The organism is Streptomyces sp. NPDC012888, from assembly GCF_042900645.1.
Taxonomy (GTDB): domain Bacteria; phylum Actinomycetota; class Actinomycetes; order Streptomycetales; family Streptomycetaceae; genus Streptomyces.
Window position 1 is genome coordinate 24,240 of record NZ_JBIBBM010000013.1, and the last position, 17,387, is coordinate 41,626.

Below are 17,387 nucleotides of genomic sequence, written 5' to 3' on the forward strand. Positions count from 1 at the left end.
CAGCACGTCGAAGCCGGAACCCCGTCCGGCGGCGCTACAGCTCCGTGACCCGGCCCGCCGCGACCTCCAGGCGGCGCGTGGTGTGGACCGCGTCCAGCATGCGGCGGTCATGGGTGACCAGCAGCAGCGTGCCCTCGTAGGAGTCCAGGGCCGACTCCAGCTGCTCGATCGCCGGGAGGTCGAGGTGGTTGGTCGGCTCGTCGAGTACCAGCAGGTTCACGCCGCGGCCCTGGAGCAGGGCCAGGGCGGCGCGGGTGCGTTCGCCGGGGGAGAGGGTGGAGGCCGGGCGCAGGACGTGCGCGGCCTTCAGCCCGAACTTGGCCAGCAGGGTCCGCACATCGGCCGGCTCGGTGTCGGGCACGGCCGCGCAGAAGGCCTCCAGCAGCGACTCCTCGCCCAGGAACAGCCCGCGGGCCTGGTCGACCTCGCCGACCAGCACGCCCGAACCCAGCGTGGCCGAACCGGAATCCAGCGGCAGCCGCCCCAACAGCGCGGCGAGCAGCGTGGACTTCCCGGAGCCGTTCGCCCCGGTGATCGCCACCCGGTCCGCCCAGTCGATCTGGAGGCTGGCCGGGCCGAACCGGAAGTCGCCGCGCCGCACCTCCGCCTCGCGGAGGGTGGCGACCACCGAGCCGGAGCGCGGGGCGGTGGCGATCTCCATCCGCAGCTCCCACTCCTTGCGGGGCTCCTCCACGGCCTCCAGGCGTTCGATCGCCCGCTGCGTCTGCCGGGCCTTGGCCGCCTGCTTCTCGCTCGACTCGCTGCGCAGCTTGCGGCCGATCTTGTCGTTGTCGGTGGACTTGCGGCGGGCGTTGCGGACGCCCTTGTCCATCCAGTTCCGCTGCATCAGCGCGCGGCCCTCCAGCGCGGACCGCTTGTCGGCGTACTCCTCGTACTCCTCGCGGGCGTGCCGGCGGGCGGTGTCCCGCTCCTCCAGGTAGGCGTCGTAGCCGCCGCCGTACAGGTTGACCTGCTGCTGCGCCAGGTCGAGTTCGAGGACCTTGGTGACGGTCCTGGCCAGGAACTCGCGGTCGTGGCTGATGACCACCGTGCCCGCGCGCAGCCCCGTCACGAACCGCTCCAGCCGCTCCAGACCGTCCAGGTCCAGGTCGTTGGTGGGCTCGTCCAGCAGGAAGACGTCGTACCGGGAGAGCAGCAGCGACGCCAGGCCCGCGCGGGCGGCCTGCCCGCCGGAGAGCGCGGTCATCGGCAGGTCCAGGCCGACCCCGAGCCCGAGCTCGCCGGCCACCTCCAGGGCCCGTTCGTCGAGGTCCGCGCCGCCGAGGTCCAGCCACCGTTCGAGGGCCGCGGCGTACGCGTCGTCCGCGCCCGCCACCCCGTCCACCAGGCCCTGCGTCGCCGAGTCGAGGTCGGCCTGGGCGGCGGCCACGCCGGTGCGCCGGGCGAGGAAGTCGCGGACCGACTCGCCGGGCCGGCGTTCCGGCTCCTGCGGCAGGTGCCCGACGGTGGCGGTCGGCGGGGAGAGCCGCAGCTCACCGCCCTCCGGGGTGTCGAGGCCGGCCAGCAGGCGCAGCAGGGTGGACTTCCCGGCGCCGTTGACGCCGACGAGCCCGATCACGTCCCCGGGGGCGACGACGAGGTCCAGCCCGGAGAAGAGCGAGCGCTCACCGTGTCCGGCGGACAGTTCCTTGGCGACGAGGGTTGCAGTCATGGTCCGCCGATCCTATCGACCGGCCGGCCCCGTTCCGGCCGCCCGATGGCCGGATAGGTGGGACACCTGTCATTGCGGACACCCGGGGCCCGGACGAGCATGGACGCATGCCCCCACGAGACGTGCTCGTCGTCCTCTACGACGGCGTGCAGAGCCTGGACGTCACCGGTCCCTTCGAGGTCTTCAGCGCGGTCCGGCGCTTCCCGGGCCGGACCGGGTACGACGTACGGACCGTCTCGCCCGGGGGCGCGCCGGTGCGCACCAACAGCGGGCTGACGCTGGTACCGGACGGGCGGCTGGAGGACGCCGGGCCCGGCGCCGACACCACCGTGATCGTGCCGGGCGGACAGTACTCGGCGGACCGCGCGCCCCGCGTCACCGACTGGCTCCGCGCGCACGGGGGTCGCGCGGGCCGGCTGGTGTCGGTGTGCACCGGTTCCCTGCTGCTCGCCGAGGCCGGACTGCTGGACGGTCTCCGCGCCACCACGCACTGGGCGGCGTGCGAGCGGATGGCCCGCGACTACCCGGCGGTCCGGGTGGAAGCGGAGCCGATCTACGTCCGCGACGGCCGCGTGGCCACCAGCGCCGGGGTCACCGCCGGCATCGACCTCGCGCTGGCCCTGGTCGAGGAGGACCTGGGCCGCGACCTCGCCCTGACCATCGCCCGCCACCTGGTGGTCTTCCTGCGCCGGCCGGGCAACCAGGCCCAGTTCAGCGCACAGCTGTCCGCGCAGACGGCCAGGCGCGAGCCGCTGCGGGACGTCCAGCAGTGGATCACCGAGCATCCGGGCGAGGACCTGTCCGTCGAGGCGCTCGCCGCCCGCGCGGCGCTCTCGCCCCGCCACTTCGCCCGGGCCTTCCAGGCGGAGACCGGGGTGACCCCCGGCCGCTACGTGGAACGCGTCCGGGTCGAGCACGCCCGCCGGCTGCTGGAGGACAGCCGGGACGGCATCGCCGCCATCGCCCGGGCCTGCGGCTACGGCACCCCCGAGGCGCTGCGCCGCGCCTTCGTCCGCGCCCTGGGCCAGCCGCCCGCCGAGTACCGCCGGCGTTTCGGACCGGGCTCCGCCTGACGCCCGGCCGGGCCGCCGGCGCCGGACCGCCCACCCACACGACCCATGGAGGAACCATGCAGATCGCCGTCCTGCTGTACGACCGCTTCACCTCCCTCGACGCCGTCGGCCCCTTCGACACCCTCGGCCGGCTGCCCGGTGCCGAGACCGTCTTCGTCGCGGAACGCCCCGGCCCGGTGCGCAACGACTCCGGGCAGCTCGCCCTCGTCGCCGACAAGGCCCTGGACGAGGTGACCCGGCCCGACGTCCTCGTCGTACCGGGCGGCCCCGGCCAGAGCGACCAGATGGACAACGCGGTGCTGCTGGACTGGCTGCGTGCCGTCGACGCGACCAGCACCTGGACCACCTCGGTCTGCACCGGCTCGCTGCTGCTCGCCGCGGCCGGACTGCTCCGGGGCCGGCGGGCCACCTCGCACTGGCTGGCCCTCGAGCAGCTGCCCCGGTACGGCGCGACGCCGACCGGCGAGCGCGTGGTGACCGACGGCAAGTACGTGACGGCGGCGGGGGTCTCCTCCGGCATCGACATGGGCCTGACCCTGGTCGGGCGGATCGCCGGGGACCGGGCCGCCCAGGCGGTCCAGCTGCTCACCGAGTACGACCCGCAGCCGCCCTACGACGCCGGTTCGCCGGAGAAGGCGCCGGCCGACCTGGTCGAGGAGTGGCGCGGCAAGAGCCGGTTCATCCTCCAGTAGGGCGCGCGGCGGCGGCCGGCGACGGAACGGTCCAGGTGAACGCGGGGTCGCGGCGCTCCAGGAACGCGGCGACCCCCTCCGCGGTGTCGCCGCTGCCGGCCGCCTGCGCGGCCCAGTACCCGTCCCGGTCGGTCCGTCCGCCCGCGTACTCCTTGGCGGCGGCCTGGGTCAGCTGCGAACGGGCGGCCAGCACCCGGGTGAACGCCGCGACCCGCTCGTCCAGCAGGTCCGCCGGCAGCAGCTCGTCCACCAGGCCGGTCCGCAGCGCCCGGTCCCCGTCGATCAGCTCGGCGGAGAACAGCAGGTACTTGGCGGCGGCCGGCCCGACCAGGGCGGCCAGGCGGCGGGTGGAGGAGGCGGGGTAGACGATGCCCAGCCGGGCCGGGGTCACGCCGAACAGCGCGTCCCGCGCGGCGAACCGGAGGTCGCAGGCGGCGGCGAGCTGGGTGCCCCCGCCCACGCAGTGCCCGCGGACCGCGGCCAGCGTCGGCTTGGGGAAGGCCGCCAGGGCGTCCTCGGCGGCCACCGCCAGGGCCTGCGGATCGTCGTCGCCGGTGAGCGAGGTGATGTCGGCACCGGCGCAGAAGGTCCCCCCGGCCCCGGTCAGCACCACGGCCCGTACCGACGGGTCGTACGCGAAGCCGTCGAGGAGCTCCGGAAGGGCCCGCCACATGTCCGCCGTCATGGCGTTGCGCCGGGCGGGGTGGGAGATGGTGACCGTGGCGACCCCGTCGGCGACGGTGCTCATCAGCTGCGCGTCCATGCCGCGAATCCTATGATCAAAGGACTTCGTCCGGGGGGTGCTGGAGGTGCACGCCCATGGCCGCAGACCGTACCGACCCCACGCCCCGACGCGGCAAGGAGAAGCTCAGCCGCAGCTACGGCTGGGTGACCGCACTGGGCGTGGCCCTGGTGCTGGCGGGTCTGGTGGGCCTGGTCTACGTCGGCTTCGCCACCCTGACCACCATGTTCCTGTTCGGCTGGCTGCTGCTCATCGGCGGGGTGGTGGGCCTGTGCCACGCGGTGCAGTCCCGCAGGAGCAACTACTTCTGGCTCGCCGTGATCGTCGCGGCGATCAACATCGCGGCCGGCTGCGTGATCCTGGCCCGGCCCGCCGCGAGTGCCGAGGCGCTCACCATGTTCGCGGCGCTGCTGTTCCTGGTCGGCGGGGTGTTCCGGCTGGCCGGCGCCCTCGTGGTGCGGGGCCCCAACCTGGGCCTGACCCTGGCGCAGGGCGCCTTCGGCGTGCTGCTGGGCGTGCTCGTCCTCGCCGACTGGCCGGACAGCAGTCTGTACGTGATCGGAACGTTCTTCTCGCTCGCCCTGCTGTTCGACGGGCTGAGCCTGATCACGCTGGGTTTCGGCGCGCGCCGCATCCTGGGGCTGGTCAGCGAGGACGAGCCCGCCGACCCGTCGGGGCCGGGAGCGGGATCGGCCGCCGCGGCACCGAAGGCGGATCAGGAACGGTCCAACAACTGACTCCGTCATAAGCCAGCGGTCAGAAAGCGTCCGATTAGCGCTGACTTATGGTCAGCGGTCCGGTCCGGACCAGCCGGTTCACCACTCTGGACCCGTGGACACGATCGAGCGCGAAGACGGGGGCCGGAACATGGACGTCAGCGGGAACGCCCCGCCGGCCCGGTACGAGGGAGTGTGGCGGTTCAACGCTCCCTCCACAGAAGAATCCGTTCCGCAGGCCCGCCGGGCGGTCCGGGACCTGCTCGGCCGGCAGGGCCTGCCCGCCGACCCGGACCTGGTCTACGCCCTCCTGCTGATCGTCTCCGAGCTGGTCACCAACTCGGTACGGCACGCGGCGCTGCTCTCGCCCGAGGTCGGCGTGGAGGTCGCCATCGGCCCGCAGTGGGTACGGGTGGCCGTCGAGGACAACCACCCGTACCGGCCCAAGGCCCTGGAGGCCGACTTCGGCCAGACCGGCGGCCGCGGACTGCTGCTGGTCCGCGAGATCACCCTCCAGGCCGGCGGGGTGTGCGACGTCGAGCACACCGCGACCGGCGGCAAGGTGATCTGGGCCGCGCTCCCGCACGGCCCCCGGTAGCCCGGGCTACCAGCCCGTGCCCTCCCCGGTCAGTTCACGGATCGCCGGCCGGGCCGCGTCCAGCACCGTCATGAACCACGCCGAGAACGGCTCCTGGGCGTGGCGCTTCATCAGCTCCTCGGCGGTCACGAACGCCGTGTCGCCCACCTCCTCCGGGTCCGGCCGCAGCGGCGCCTGCGCGAGCCCCACGAACAGGTGGTTGAACTCCTGCTCCACCAGCCCCGACGCCGGGTCCGGGTGGTTGTAGCGGACCGTCCCCGCCTCCGCGAGCAGCGAGGGCGACAGGCCCAGCTCCTCGTGCGTCCGCCGGGCCGCGGCCGCGAACGGCGACTCCCCGGGGTAGGGGTGCCCGCAGCAGGTGTTCGACCAGACACCGGGGGAGTGGTACTTGCCCGGCGCGCGCTGCTGGAGCAGAAGCCGCCCCTGCTCGTCGAAGAGGAAGACGGAGAAGGCCCGGTGCAGCTGTCCCGGCGCCTGGTGCGCGGCCAGCTTCTCCGCGGTGCCGATGGTATTGCCCGCCTCGTCGACCAGTTCGAGCATGATCGGTTCCTGGGGGGCGCTGCCGTGCGACGCGGGGTACGCGGCGGTGGCTGGTGTGATCGGCATAACCATCCTTCGCTTCGGACTACGGCCATCAGTCTGCCGCACGAATCAGGTTTGTCCGCACTTCGGCGGTACGTGCATGTCTGCCCCCCGACACGTGCTATGCGCCGCACGACGGGGGGCGGACATGTTCAACGCGTCAGACGCCGAACGGTGGCGGATAGGAGATCGTCCCCGCCGGGACGGGAGCCGAAGCATCCAGGACCAGGGCCATCATCGCCTCGTCCGGGACCTCGAACGGAGCCCGGATCCCGAACCGCGAGGCGGGCGCGAACCCGAACCTCGGGTAGTACTCCGGGTGCCCCAGGACCAGCACCAGCGTCTCGCCCCGCTCCCGCGCCGCCCCGAGCAGCGCCCGCACCACGGCACTGCGCGCGCCGGACCGCTGCACCGCCGGGTCCGCGGCCACCGGGGCCAGGGCGAGCGCCGGGACCCCGTCGACCGTGCAGCGGGTCAGCAGCCCGTGCGCGGCCACCGAACCGTCCGGACCCTCGGCCACCCAGCTCAGCCCGGGCAGCCACGCCCGATCCGCGCGCAGCGCGTCCACCAGGTCCGCCTCCAGCGGGGTCTCGAAGGCCGCCAGGTTGACGGCGCGCACGGCCTCCCGGTCGGCCGCGGCCCCGGTCTCGGGCCGGGTCCGCCAGGGCCGCCGGCCCGGGCCGCCGTCCCCGGCGGTCACCGGCCGCAGCACCCAGCCGGTGTACCCGTACTCGTGGCCGTGCCGCTCGCGCACGGCGATCTCCTCGCGGGTCGCGGCCAGCGCGGCCGCCATCCCGGGGGCGGTCGGGTCCGCCGCGTCGGCCCGCTCGCGCAGGGGGCCGTAGTACTCGGCCCAGTCCGACTCGGGCTGCGGGAACACCCCGAGCACCCGGTAGCCGGCCTCCTGGACCGCCGCCAGGTTCCGGGCGCCGCCGCGGAGCGGGTAGTGCCGGTCCCAGAACGCGCGGGCCCCGGCGGACGGCTCGGCGGCCGTCCACTCACACTCGGTCAGCACCAGGGTGCCGCCGGGTGCCAGCAGGCGCTTCCACCGCGCGAGGGCGGTGTCGAAGCCGATGGCGTAGGCCGAGCTCTCGGCCCAGACCAGGTCGAAGGAGCCGTCCTCGAAGGGCAGGTCGCCCATGTCCGCGGCGACGGCGCGGACACGGCCGTCCAGCCCGCGGGCCGCCGCGGCCGCGCGCAGCTCGTCGAGGAACTCCTGGTGGAGGTCGACAGCGGTGACCTCGCCGCCGGTCTCCGCGGCGAGCAGCAGGGCGCTCCGGCCGGGGCCGCAGCCGAGGTCGAGCACGCGCGGGCGCTCGGGCAGCGGACCGCACAGGGAGAGCAGGTGCCGGGTGGTGGCGTCGGAGCCGGGCCCCTGGCGGGGCAGGCGTCGGTGCAGCGCGAAGAAGGCCTCGACGGCGGCCTCGTCCGGGCCGGGACCTGCGGAACCGGCGGTGCTGCCGGTGCCGTCGGTGTCGGCAGTGTTGTCGGTGTGGTGGGTGTGCTGGGTGTCGTCGGTCAACGTGGAACCCTCGTGAGGAGGGGGTCCCGGCTGGCGCGGGAGATCACGCGGCGCGCGGGGAGCGGCGGTCAGACCCGGCCGGGAACCCGGAGGTGAACGGGGACGTACCGGATGTCGCTGCGCACGGCAGCGATCACTGCGACGGTCATCAACCCACCTCTTCCACGGTTCGGGCGCGTTCGCGAAGATCGCACGCGCCTGCGGCCAGCCTAACATCCGGGTAACGTCCAGGCCGTTTGTCCAGGGCCCCGCACATCGCCGATGATGATCAATCGGCCGGGGCGCCGGGGCGGGGTCCAGGGGCGTGAACGGCCGGTGAACCCCGGCTTCCATTCATCCGATAGCCTCTGCCGACGTGCCGCCGCCCCACCAGGCGCCCGTTCCAAGGAGTGAGTTCCTCGCCGACCGCAATCCTCACCGGCCTGCCGGCCCCCGGATCACCGCTCGAAGGCGACCTCCGCTCCCTCGGCTTCGAGGTCCGGACCGTGTCCGGCCCCACCGAGGCCGCCGTCGTGCTGGCCGCCGTACCCGCCGACCAGCGGGTCGCGCTCGTCGACAGCGGCTTCGTCGGCCACCGCCACTCCCTGCGGCTGGCCCTCACCGACCCCCGCTTCGACGCCTGTGCCGTGCCGGGCGCCCTCTCCGTGCAGCCGGCCGCCCGCGCCGCCCTGGCCCGGGCGATGAGCCGGGTGACCGTACCCGCGCACGCGCCGGCCGGGGCGGGCGGCTACGCCGGGCAGCTGGCCGCCGTCCTGGAGGCCGAGGACCTTCCCGTGCAGCGGCCGGAGCTCGGCAGCCTGGTGGCCGCCGTGCCGGCCACCGAGGACGAGTGGCGGTCGGCGACCGCCGCCGTGGCCGCGGTGGACGAGGAAGCCGTCCGGCTGCGCGGCGCGGTGAAGTCCCGCGACGGGTTCTTCACCACCTTCTGCATCAGCCCGTACTCGCGCTACATCGCACGCTGGTGCGCCCGCCGGGGCCTCACCCCCAACCAGGTCACCACCGCCTCCCTGATCACCGCGCTGATCGCCGCCGGCTGCGCCGCCACCGGCGAGCGCTGGGGCTACGTCACGGCCGGCGTGCTGCTGATCGCCTCCTTCGTGCTCGACTGCACCGACGGGCAGCTCGCCCGCTACTCGCTGCAGTACTCCACGATGGGCGCCTGGCTGGACGCCACCTTCGACCGGGCCAAGGAGTACGCCTTCTACGCCGGCCTCGCCCTCGGCGCGGCCCGCACCGGCGACGACGTGTGGGCGCTGGCGCTCGGCTCCATGGTCCTGATGACCTGCCGCCACGTCGTGGACTTCGCCTTCAACGAGGCCAACCACGACGCCACGGCCAACACCAGCCCCACCGCGGCCCTCTCCGACCGGCTGGACAGCGTCGGCTGGACCGTCTGGATCCGCCGCATGATCATCCTGCCGATCGGCGAGCGCTGGGCACTGATCGCCCTGTTCACGGCCCTGACCACGCCCCGGATCACCTTCTACGCGCTGCTCGCCGGCTGCGCCTTCGGCGCCCTCTACACCACCGCCGGCCGCGTCCTGCGCTCGGTGACCCGCAAGGCGCGGCGCACCGACCGTGCCGCCCGGGCGCTGGCCGACCTCGCCGACACCGGCCCGCTGGGCGAGCTGGTCGCGGCCGCCGCGCGCCGGCTGCCCGCCCGTACCGCCCCGGTCCTGGTCCTCCTCGGCGCCGCCGCGGCCCTCGCCCTGCCGGCCGCCGCCTTCCTGCTGCCGACGGCCGGCCCGCTGCCGCTCGTCTGCGCCGGCGCGTACGTGCTGGCCACCGGCGCGGCCGTGGCCCATCCGCTGAAGGCGCCGCTGGACTGGCTGCTGCCGCCGCTGTTCCGCGCGGGCGAGTACGTCACGGTCCTCGCGCTGGCCGCCCGGGCCGAGGTCCCCGGTGCGCTCCCGGCGGCATTCGGCCTGATCGCGGCGGTCGCCTACCATCACTACGACACGGTGTACCGCATCCGCGGTGGCACCGGCGCGCCCCCGCACTGGCTGGTGCGGATCATCGGCGGCCACGAGGGCCGGGTCCTGCTGACCGTGGTCCTGTCGGTCGTCCTCGCGCGCGACGACTTCCCGGTCGCGCTCACGGCCCTGGCCGTGTTCGTGGCCCTGGTGGTGCTCTTCGAGAGCATCCGCTTCTGGGTGTCCTCAGGTGCACCCGCCGTACATGACGAAGGAGAACCAGCATGATCGGCCTTGTCCTCGCTGCCGGTGCCGGACGCCGTCTGCGTCCGTACACCGACACCCTGCCCAAGGCCCTCGTGCCCGTCGGCCCCGAGGGCCAGGAGGAGAGCCTCACGGTCCTCGACCTGACCCTGGGCAACTTCGCCGAGGTCGGCCTCACCGAGGTCGCCATCGTCGTCGGCTACCGCAAGGAGGCCGTGTACGAGCGCAAGGCCGCCCTGGAGGCCAAGTACGGCCTGAAGATCACGCTGATCGACAACGACAAGGCCGAGGAGTGGAACAACGCCTACTCCCTGTGGTGCGCCCGTGAGGTCCTGGGTCGCGGTGTGATCCTCGCCAACGGCGACACCGTCCACCCGGTCTCGGTGGAGAAGACCCTCCTCGCGGCCCGCGGCAACGGCCAGAAGATCATCCTCGCCCTCGACACGGTCAAGAACCTGGCCGACGAGGAGATGAAGGTCGTCACCGCCGACGGCGAGGGCGTCCGGAAGATCACCAAGCTGATGGACCCGGCCGACGCCACCGGCGAGTACATCGGCGTCACCCTGATCGAGGCGGAGGCCGCCGAGGAGCTGGCCGACGCCCTCAAGGCCACCTTCGAGCGGGACCCCGACCTGTACTACGAGGACGGCTACCAGGAGCTCGTCAACCGCGGCTTCACCGTGGACGTGGCCCCCATCGGCGACGTCAAGTGGGTCGAGATCGACAACCACGACGACCTCGCCAAGGGCCGGACCATCGCATGCCAGTACTGACCCGCCTCATCCCCTCCCCGGTCGTCGTCGACATCAGCTGCGGCGCGCTGGACCAGCTGGACGGCATCCTCGCCGACCAGCGGATCTCCGCGTCCGGCAAGCTGGCGGTGGCGATCAGCGGCGGCTCCGGTCAGGCGCTCCGCGCCCGGCTGGAGCCGGCCCTGCCGCACGCCGACTGGTACCCCGTCGTCGACGGCACCATCGACTCGGCGGTCAAGCTCGCCGACGACATGAAGGGCCGCCGCTACGACGCCGTGGTGGGACTGGGCGGCGGCAAGATCATCGACGTGGCCAAGTACGCCGCGGCGCGGGTCGGCCTGCCCATGGTGGCCGTCGCCACCAACCTCTCGCACGACGGCATCTGCTCGCCGGTGTCCATCCTGGACAACGACAACGGCCGCGGCTCCTACGGCGTGCCCACCCCGATCGCCATGGTCATCGACCTCGACGTGATCCGCGAGGCGCCCTCCCGGTTCATCCGCGCCGGCATCGGCGACGCGATCTCCAACGTCTCGGCCATCGCCGACTGGGAGCTCTCGCACCGGATCAACGGGGAGTCCGTGGACGGCCTGGCCGCCGCCATGGCCCGCACCGCGGGCGAGTCGGTCCTGCGCCACCCCGGCGGCTGCTCCGACGACGAGTTCCTCACCGTCCTCTCCGAGGCCCTGGTGCTGTCCGGCATCGCCATGTCGATCAGCGGTGACACCCGCCCCTCGTCCGGTGCCTGCCACGAGATCAGCCACGCCTTCGACCTGCTCTACCCGGGCCGCTCCGCGCTCCACGGCGAGCAGGTGGGCCTCGGCGCGGCCTTCGCCATGCACCTGCGCGGGGCCCGCGACCAGTCCGGCCTCTTCGCGGAGGTGCTGCGCCGGCACGGGCTGCCGGTCCTGCCGGAGGAGATCGGCTTCAGCGTGGACGAGTTCGTCGCGGCCGTCGAGTACGCCCCGCAGACCCGCCCCGGACGGTTCACCGTCCTGGAGCACCTCAACCTTTCCGCCGACGACATCAGGGACGCGTACGCCGACTATGCCAAGACCATCAGTAGCTGAGCTCCGGCCCGTCGTCCACCCGGCGGGTGTGAAGGACCGGCGCAGTGGCGAGCACTGGGGCGGTCGCCTCTACATGCGCGAGATCTCCCTGCGCATCACCCGCCTGCTGGCGAACACCTCGGTCACGCCCAACCAGCTGACCTACCTGATGACCCTGGCCGGTGTCCTGGCCGCCCCGGCCCTGCTGGTCCCGGGCGTCTGGGGCGCCGTCCTCGGCGCGGTCGCGGTGCAGCTGTACCTGCTGCTCGACTGCGTCGACGGCGAGCTCGCCCGCTGGAAGAAGCAGTACTCGCTGTCCGGCGTGTACCTGGACCGGGTCGGCGCCTACCTGTGCGACGCGGCCGTCCTCGTCGGCTTCGGCCTGCGCGCCGCCGACCTGTGGGGCGGCGGGCGGGTCGACTGGCTGTGGGCCTTCCTCGGCACCCTCGCCGCGCTCGGCGCGATCCTGATCAAGGCGGAGACCGACCTGGTCGGCGTGGCGCGCCACCAGGGCGGCCTGCCGCCCGTCCAGGAGGCGGCCGCGGTGCCGCGCTCCTCCGGCGTGGCGCTCGCCCGCCGGGCCGCCGCCGCGCTGAAGTTCCACCGGCTGGTCCTCGGCATCGAGGCCTCGCTGCTGATCGTGGTGCTGGCCGTCCTCGACCAGATGCGCGGCGACCTGTACTTCTCCCGGCTCGGTGTCGCCGTACTGGCCGGCATCGCGCTGCTGCAGACGGTGCTCCACCTGGTGTCCGTCCTCGCGTCGAGCAGGCTGAAGTGAGCGCCCCGATGCGGCTGGGCGCCGTGATCATCACCATGGGCAACCGGCCCGACGAGCTCAAGGCGCTCCTGGAGTCGGTGGCCCGGCAGCAGGGCGACCCCGTCCAGGTGGCCGTGGTCTGCCAGGGCGTGAAGATCGACGGGCTGCCCGCGGGCGTGCGCGTCGTCGAGCTGCCCGAGAACCTCGGCATCCCCGGCGGCCGCAACGCCGGCATCGAGGCCTTCGGCCCCGGCGGCAGCGAGGTCGACGCCCTGCTGTTCCTCGACGACGACGGCCTGCTGGAGCGCACCGACACCGCCGAGCTGTGCCGGCAGGCCTTCGCCGAGGACCCCGAGCTGGGCATCATCAGCTTCCGGATCACCGATCCGGCCAGCGGCACCACCCAGCGCCGGCACGTGCCCCGGCTCGGCTCCACCGACCCGACGCGCTCCTCGCGGGTGACCACCTTCCTCGGCGGCGCCAACGCGGTCCGCACCCGGGTGTTCCAGCAGGTCGGCGGGCTGCCCGCCGAGTTCTGGTACGCGCACGAGGAGACCGACCTGGCCTGGCGCGCGCTGGACGCCGGCTGGATGGTGGACTACCGGGCCGACATGGTGCTGCTGCACCCGGCGACCTCGCCGAACCGGCACGCCGTCTACAACCGGATGGTGGCCCGCAACCGGGTCTGGCTGGCCCGCCGCAACCTGCCGGCCGCGCTGGTCCCCGTCTACCTCGGGACGTGGCTGCTGCTCACCCTGGCGAGCCGCCCGGGCGGGCCCGCGCTCAAGGCCTGGTTCGGCGGATTCAAGGAGGGCTGGCAGACTCCCTGTGGGCAACGCCGTCCGATCAAGTGGCGGACGGTCTGGCTGATGACCCGGCTGGGTCGGCCGCCCGTCGTCTGACCCGCCCGACTCTGGGACCATGGGCGTCATACCCGGAGCCGGCGGCCCTAGGCCCGACGCCCCACCTGCCGCATCTTGAAGACGAAAGTTTCAACTTGTGAGTGACACAACCCACGACGGCGCCCTCGCCACGAGCACGCCGCCGTCCGTCGACGCGGGGCTGACCCCCGCGCAGCTCGCCACCAAGTACGGGCTCTCGGTCAGCGGTGCCCGGCCCGGGCTTTTCGAGTACGTGCGGCAGATCTGGGGCCGGCGCCACTTCATCATGGCGTTCTCCCGGGCCAAGCTGCTGGCCCAGTACAGCCAGGCCAAGCTCGGCCAGGTGTGGCAGGTGGCGACGCCGCTGCTGAACGCCGTCGTCTACTGGCTGATCTTCGGGGTCATCCTGGGCATCGGCAAGGACATGCCCAAGGACGTCTACGTCCCGTTCCTGGTGATGGGCATCTTCGTCTTCACCTTCACCCAGAGCTCCGTCATGGCCGGTGTCCGGGCGATCTCCGGCAACCTCGGCCTGGTGCGCGCCCTGCACTTCCCGCGGGCCACCCTGCCGATCTCGTTCTCGCTGCAGCAGCTCCAGCAGCTGCTGTACTCGATGATCGTGGTCTTCGGCGTCGCGGCGGCGTTCGGCAACTACCCCAAGCTCTCCTGGCTGCTGGTCGTGCCGACCCTGGTGCTCCAGTTCGTCTTCAACGTCGGCCTGGCGATGATCTTCGCCCGGATGGGCTCGAAGACCCCGGACCTCGCGCAGCTGATGCCGTTCGTCATGCGGACCTGGATGTACGCCTCCGGCGTGATGTTCCCCATCGCCACCGTCCTCAAGGACCGGCCGGCGTGGATCGCGGACCTCCTGCTGTGGAACCCGGCCGCCATCTACATGGACCTCATCCGGTTCGCGCTGATCGACGAGTACGCGTCGAGCAACCTGCCGCCGCACGTCTGGGCGTTCGCCGTGGGCTGGGCCGTGGTGATCGGCCTCGGCGGGTTCATCTACTTCTGGAAGGCAGAGGAGCGTTACGGCCGTGGCTGACAACGGAACGGGGCGCGTCCCCACGGTCATCGCCGATGACGTGCACATCGTGTACCGGGTGAACACCGGCGGCGGCGGCAAGGGCAGCGCCACCGCGGCGCTCAGCAAGATAGTCCGCCGTCGCAAGGGCGACGCGCCGGGCGTGCGCCGCGTGCACGCCGTGCGCGGAGTCTCCTTCACCGCGTACCGCGGCGAGGCCATCGGCCTCATCGGCTCCAACGGATCCGGCAAGTCGACCCTGCTGCGCGCCATCGCGGGCCTGCTGCCGACCGAGTCGGGCAAGGTCTACACCGACGGCCAGCCCTCGCTGCTCGGCGTGAACGCCGCGCTGATGAACGACCTGACCGGCGAGCGCAACGTGATGCTGGGCGGCCTGGCGATGGGCATGTCACGCGAGGAGATCCGCGAGCGCTACCAGGACATCGTCGACTTCTCCGGCATCAACGAGAAGGGCGACTTCATCTCCCTGCCGATGCGGACGTACTCCTCCGGCATGGCGGCCCGCCTGCGGTTCTCCATCGCCGCGGCGAAGAACCACGACGTGCTGATGATCGACGAGGCCCTGGCCACCGGTGACCGCAGGTTCCAGATCCGCTCCGAGGAGCGCATCCGGGAGCTGCGCAAGGAAGCCGGCACGGTCTTCCTGGTCAGCCACAGCAACAAGTCGATCCGCGACACCTGCGACCGGGTCCTGTGGCTGGAGAAGGGCGAGCTCCTGATGGACGGCCCGACCGAGGAGGTCGTCTCCGCCTACGAGAAGGAGACCGGCCGCTAGGCCGGCTCCGACCGGGAGTGAGCCCGGGGCCCCCGCCGCTCGTGCGCGGCGGGGGCCCCGGCACGTTCCGGGCGTCAGGGCGGGGCGGGCTCAGGGCGGGGCGGGCCGTACGGGCCGTCCGCCGGGCGGGGAGGCGTGCCGCGACATCCCGCCGCGGCACGGGCACCCGATAGGCCGCGCCGACGTTGTACAACGTAAGCTGGTCCGGTCCTGAAACGCGGCATCTGGGGACGAAAACTCCGGCGGCGTGTCCGAAATGGGATGTATTGCGTCGGCAGTGTAGAACGGGAGATGTGACGGCAATGGCTACGGGAATCCTCCGGCCCCCAGGCGGACGGGCCGTCCCCGCCCCGGGCGGCGGGCGGTGACCCCGGGGCCCGGCACCAGGCCCGACGACGACGCCACGGACACCCCGCACGCCCAGCGGGCCGCACGCCCCGCGCACCCCGGCCGCGCCCCCGTCACCGCCGCCGCCGACGCCACCGCGCGCGCCACCCTCGCCAAGGCCGCCGCCGAGAACTTCCCCGTCGCCCCCGCCTTCCTGCCCCGCCCCTGGCGCGAGGGCCTGACGGCCGTCTACGGCTACGCCCGCCTCGTCGACGACATCGGCGACGGCGACCTCGACCCCTCCGGCCGGGACGCCGCCCACCTCGGCCTCGGCCTCGACCCCGTCGCGGCCGGGGACCGGCTCGCCCTCCTCGACGCGTTCGAGGCCGACCTGCGGCGCGTGTTCGACGGCACCCCGGCCCACCCGCTGCTCGCCGCCCTCCAGCCCGTGGTCCGCGCCCACCGCCTGACGCCCGAACCGTTCCTGGCCCTGATCGAGGCCAACCGGCAGGACCAGCGCGTCACCCGGTACGCCACCTACGGCGAACTGCTCGACTACTGCACGCTCTCCGCGAACCCCGTCGGCCACCTCGTCCTCGCCGTCACCGGCACCGCGACCCCCGAACGGATCCGCCTCTCCGACAGGATCTGCACCGCCCTGCAGATCGTCGAACACCTCCAGGACGTCGCCGAGGACCTCGCCCGCGACCGCGTCTACCTGCCCGCCGAGGACATGCGCCGCTTCCACGTCACCGAGGCCGACCTCGCCGCGCCCACCGGCGGCGCGTCCGTGCGCGCCCTCGTCGCCTACGAGGCCGAACGCGCCCGGCAGCTGCTCGACGAGGGCGCCCCGCTCGTCCACAGCGTGCACGGCAGGCTCCGGCTCCTCCTCGCAGGCTTCGCCGGCGGCGGGCGCGCAGCCCTGCGCGCCGTCGCCGCCGCCGGCTTCGACGTACTCCCCGGCCCCCCCAAGCCCACCAGGACCGGCCTGCTCCGCGAGGTTGCCGCCGTCCTGCGCCCAGCGCCGAGAAAGAGGTGAGCCCGACCGTGGAGGGCCCCACGCACGCCACCCCCCCGACCGCGCCCGTGCTCGCCGCCTACAGCTACTGCGAGGCCGTCACCGGCGCGCAGGCACGCAACTTCGCGTACGGCATCAGGCTGCTGCCCACCGACAAGCGGCAGGCGATGTCGGCGCTCTACGCGTTCTCCCGCCGCGTCGACGACATCGGCGACGGCACCCTGCCCCCCGACGCCAAGCTGGCCCGGCTGGAGGAGACCCGCGCCCTGCTCGGCCGGATCCGCGCCGGAGCCGTCGACGAGGACGACACCGACCCCGTCGCGGTCGCCCTCGCCCACGCCGCCGACCGGTTCCCGATCCCCCTCGGCGGCCTCGACGAACTCATCGACGGCGTCCTGATGGACGTCCGGGGCGCCAGCTACGAGACCTGGGACGACCTCGCGGCCTACTGCCGGTGCGTGGCCGGAGCCATCGGACGCCTCTCCCTCGGCGTCTTCGGCACCACCCCCGGCGCGCACGACGCCGCACGCGCCCCCGAGTACGCCGACACCCTCGGCCTCGCCCTGCAACTCACCAACATCCTCCGCGACGTCCGCGAGGACGCCGCCAACGGCCGCACCTACCTGCCTGCCGAGGACCTCGCCAAGTTCGGCTGCTCCGACGGCTTCCACGGCGGCCGGACCCCGGCCGGCTCCGACTTCCCCGGTCTCGTCCACCACGAAGTGCGCCGGGCCCGCGCCCTGTTCACCGACGGATACCGGCTGCTGCCGATGCTGGACCGCCGCAGCGGCGCCTGCGTCGCCGCCATGGCCGGCATCTACCGCCGCCTGCTCGACCGCATCGAACGCGAACCGTACGCCGTGCTCCGCGGCCGGGTCTCGCTCCCGGCCCGCGAGAAGGCGTACGTCGCCGTCCGCGGCCTGTCCGGGCTCGACGCGCGCACCATCTCCCGCCAGAGCATGAGGAGGCGGCCCCTGTGAACCCGCGCCCCCGCACCCTGCGAACC

17 protein-coding genes are annotated in these 17,387 nt (G+C 73.5%); 13 read left to right on the forward strand and 4 right to left on the reverse strand.

Annotated features, from left to right (window positions below; translation table 11 throughout):
- Positions 1-34 precede the first annotated feature (34 nt).
- Positions 35-1,672 carry an ABC-F family ATP-binding cassette domain-containing protein gene (locus tag ACFY61_RS22310; protein WP_389474412.1) on the reverse strand — a complete coding sequence of 546 codons (1,638 nt, stop codon included), beginning with the start codon at positions 1,670-1,672 and terminating at the stop codon, positions 35-37.
- A gap of 107 nt (positions 1,673-1,779) precedes the next feature.
- On the opposite strand from ACFY61_RS22310, the gene ACFY61_RS22315 reads away from it, so the two are divergent.
- The gene (locus ACFY61_RS22315; RefSeq protein ID WP_389474414.1) at positions 1,780-2,745 is read left to right on the forward strand and encodes a GlxA family transcriptional regulator; all 966 of its coding nucleotides are present in this window, start codon (positions 1,780-1,782) and stop codon (positions 2,743-2,745) included.
- A gap of 56 nt (positions 2,746-2,801) precedes the next feature.
- A complete protein-coding gene (locus ACFY61_RS22320) occupies positions 2,802-3,437 on the forward strand; it encodes a DJ-1/PfpI family protein (protein ID WP_389474416.1) in 636 nt (211 codons plus the stop codon).
- On the opposite strand, the gene ACFY61_RS22325 is transcribed toward ACFY61_RS22320, so the two are convergent.
- Positions 3,424-4,200 carry an enoyl-CoA hydratase/isomerase family protein gene (locus ACFY61_RS22325; RefSeq protein WP_389474418.1) on the reverse strand — a complete coding sequence of 259 codons (777 nt, stop codon included), beginning with the start codon at positions 4,198-4,200 and terminating at the stop codon, positions 3,424-3,426. The two genes, ACFY61_RS22320 and ACFY61_RS22325, sit on opposite strands and share 14 nt — an antisense overlap.
- 56 nt (positions 4,201-4,256) lie before the next feature.
- Between ACFY61_RS22325 and ACFY61_RS22330 the strand changes: the two genes are divergently transcribed.
- On the forward strand, positions 4,257-4,916 hold the full coding sequence (locus ACFY61_RS22330; protein ID WP_389474420.1) for an HdeD family acid-resistance protein: 660 nt from the start codon (positions 4,257-4,259) through the stop codon (positions 4,914-4,916).
- A gap of 130 nt (positions 4,917-5,046) precedes the next feature.
- Positions 5,047-5,493 carry an ATP-binding protein gene (locus tag ACFY61_RS22335; RefSeq protein ID WP_389474690.1) on the forward strand — a complete coding sequence of 149 codons (447 nt, stop codon included), beginning with the start codon at positions 5,047-5,049 and terminating at the stop codon, positions 5,491-5,493.
- Positions 5,494-5,499: 6 nt separating this feature from the next.
- On the opposite strand, the gene idi is transcribed toward ACFY61_RS22335, so the two are convergent.
- Both idi and ACFY61_RS22345 read right to left on the reverse strand, forming a co-directional pair.
- Positions 5,500-6,099: an isopentenyl-diphosphate Delta-isomerase gene (gene idi, locus ACFY61_RS22340; RefSeq protein WP_389474422.1), complete on the reverse strand. Its 600-nt coding sequence runs from the start codon at positions 6,097-6,099 to the stop codon at positions 5,500-5,502.
- A gap of 136 nt (positions 6,100-6,235) precedes the next feature.
- Positions 6,236-7,474 (reverse strand): bifunctional class I SAM-dependent methyltransferase/N-acetyltransferase, encoded by a 1,239-nt coding sequence (locus ACFY61_RS22345; protein ID WP_389474692.1) that lies wholly within the window; start codon positions 7,472-7,474, stop codon positions 6,236-6,238.
- A 512-nt stretch (positions 7,475-7,986) separates the two neighbouring features.
- On the opposite strand from ACFY61_RS22345, the gene ACFY61_RS22350 reads away from it, so the two are divergent.
- The 9 genes from ACFY61_RS22350 (at position 7,987) to hpnD (ending at position 17,361) form a co-directional block, all read left to right on the forward strand.
- Positions 7,987-9,798: a DUF5941 domain-containing protein gene (locus ACFY61_RS22350; protein WP_389474423.1), complete on the forward strand. Its 1,812-nt coding sequence runs from the start codon at positions 7,987-7,989 to the stop codon at positions 9,796-9,798.
- Complete coding sequence (locus tag ACFY61_RS22355; RefSeq protein ID WP_389474425.1) at positions 9,795-10,547, forward strand: sugar phosphate nucleotidyltransferase; 753 nt, start codon at positions 9,795-9,797, stop codon at positions 10,545-10,547. The genes ACFY61_RS22350 and ACFY61_RS22355 overlap by 4 nt, the downstream gene beginning before the upstream one ends.
- Positions 10,535-11,596, forward strand: coding sequence for an iron-containing alcohol dehydrogenase family protein (locus ACFY61_RS22360; protein WP_389474427.1), 1,062 nt, complete (start codon positions 10,535-10,537; stop codon positions 11,594-11,596). Before ACFY61_RS22355 ends, ACFY61_RS22360 begins: the two co-directional genes overlap by 13 nt.
- Complete coding sequence (locus ACFY61_RS22365) at positions 11,574-12,353, forward strand: CDP-alcohol phosphatidyltransferase family protein (protein WP_389474429.1); 780 nt, start codon at positions 11,574-11,576, stop codon at positions 12,351-12,353. The genes ACFY61_RS22360 and ACFY61_RS22365 overlap by 23 nt, the downstream gene beginning before the upstream one ends.
- A gap of 8 nt (positions 12,354-12,361) precedes the next feature.
- On the forward strand, positions 12,362-13,234 hold the full coding sequence (locus ACFY61_RS22370) for a glycosyltransferase family 2 protein (protein WP_389474694.1): 873 nt from the start codon (positions 12,362-12,364) through the stop codon (positions 13,232-13,234).
- Positions 13,235-13,331: 97 nt separating this feature from the next.
- Entirely contained in the window at positions 13,332-14,261 is a 930-nt protein-coding gene (locus tag ACFY61_RS22375; protein WP_389474430.1) for an ABC transporter permease, read from the forward strand.
- A complete protein-coding gene (locus tag ACFY61_RS22380; protein ID WP_389474432.1) occupies positions 14,254-15,036 on the forward strand; it encodes an ABC transporter ATP-binding protein in 783 nt (260 codons plus the stop codon). Before ACFY61_RS22375 ends, ACFY61_RS22380 begins: the two co-directional genes overlap by 8 nt.
- 364 nt (positions 15,037-15,400) lie before the next feature.
- The gene (hpnC, locus tag ACFY61_RS22385; RefSeq protein ID WP_389474433.1) at positions 15,401-16,402 is read left to right on the forward strand and encodes a squalene synthase HpnC; all 1,002 of its coding nucleotides are present in this window, start codon (positions 15,401-15,403) and stop codon (positions 16,400-16,402) included.
- The gene (gene hpnD, locus ACFY61_RS22390; RefSeq protein WP_389474435.1) at positions 16,399-17,361 is read left to right on the forward strand and encodes a presqualene diphosphate synthase HpnD; all 963 of its coding nucleotides are present in this window, start codon (positions 16,399-16,401) and stop codon (positions 17,359-17,361) included. The genes hpnC and hpnD overlap by 4 nt, the downstream gene beginning before the upstream one ends.
- Positions 17,362-17,387 lie beyond the last annotated feature (26 nt).